This is a genomic window from Stenotrophomonas geniculata ATCC 19374 = JCM 13324, from assembly GCF_001431625.1.
In the GTDB taxonomy this organism is placed as follows: domain Bacteria; phylum Pseudomonadota; class Gammaproteobacteria; order Xanthomonadales; family Xanthomonadaceae; genus Stenotrophomonas; species Stenotrophomonas geniculata.
On record NZ_LLXT01000064.1, the window covers coordinates 1 to 770 of the forward strand.

Annotated in this window: 2 protein-coding genes and 1 pseudogene; all 3 read right to left on the bottom strand. The window is 63.5% G+C overall.

Features of this window, described 5'->3' with window-relative positions; genetic code table 11:
• Positions 1–242, bottom strand: a pseudogene (locus tag ARC63_RS03485) (type IV secretory system conjugative DNA transfer family protein); the annotation flags it as partial.
• Between the two features lie 36 nt (positions 243–278).
• Entirely contained in the window at positions 279–536 is a 258-nt protein-coding gene (locus ARC63_RS03490) for a hypothetical protein (RefSeq protein ID WP_029379975.1), read from the bottom strand.
• 44 nt (positions 537–580) lie between these two features.
• Positions 581–770, bottom strand: a 190-nt coding sequence (locus ARC63_RS23570) for a hypothetical protein (protein ID WP_231298566.1), incomplete at its 5' end; no start/stop codon positions are given.

Here is a 770-nt window from a genome sequence, read left to right on the forward strand (position 1 = left end):
ACCAGCAGGGCCAGCAGCGGCAGACCGAAGCCCACGTAGCCAGCCCATTTGATCTTGCCCACGAAGGGCGCGACCTGTGGCTGGTCCAGCGCATTGAAGTACTGGTAATAGGTGTTCCAGGTGAACAGCTTGGTATCCAGGCCCAGGAACAACAACGTCAGGTAGCCGGAAAACACGAAACCAAGCAACAGGGTCGCCAGCGTGGTGATGGCGATGAGCAGATACTTCTTACTGGGCAACACCCGAATCCTCCATGATGCGCACAAGGGCGCGACGGCCTAACGGCGGCGCCAGCGCGACGCCTTCTTCCGCAGGTGGTTTTCGTTCTCCAGCCCGGGCTCTTCGCCCTCTTCACGCACCCGTTGCAACAGCAGTTGGCGCGCTTCGGCCAGTGATACCAGGTCGGTCAGACGATCCCCATCGTCGGCGACGACCGCATGGCCGACCACATCGCCCGGAGCGTACACCGGCGCGTAGGACACCGCTACCAGCTGATAGCGGCCGCGCGTCTCCAGCACATGCCTGAACTCCTGCATCGACATCCTCCTTGTTCCAGCATTCCACAGCCCCTGCACGCCCATCATGCCGACCGCCGTGTCGTCATCACATGCAGGAGTCCGGCAACAGGGGGCCGCACGCGCTGCAGCACCGAGCCCGTGCCCGGCGTGCCGCAATCCCATCGATCAAACACTGATTTGCCCCCGGCGTGGCTGCTGCTGTTGCGGTGCAGCAGTACAATGGCTGGCTCCCCGCCCCCATCGCGCCCCCAT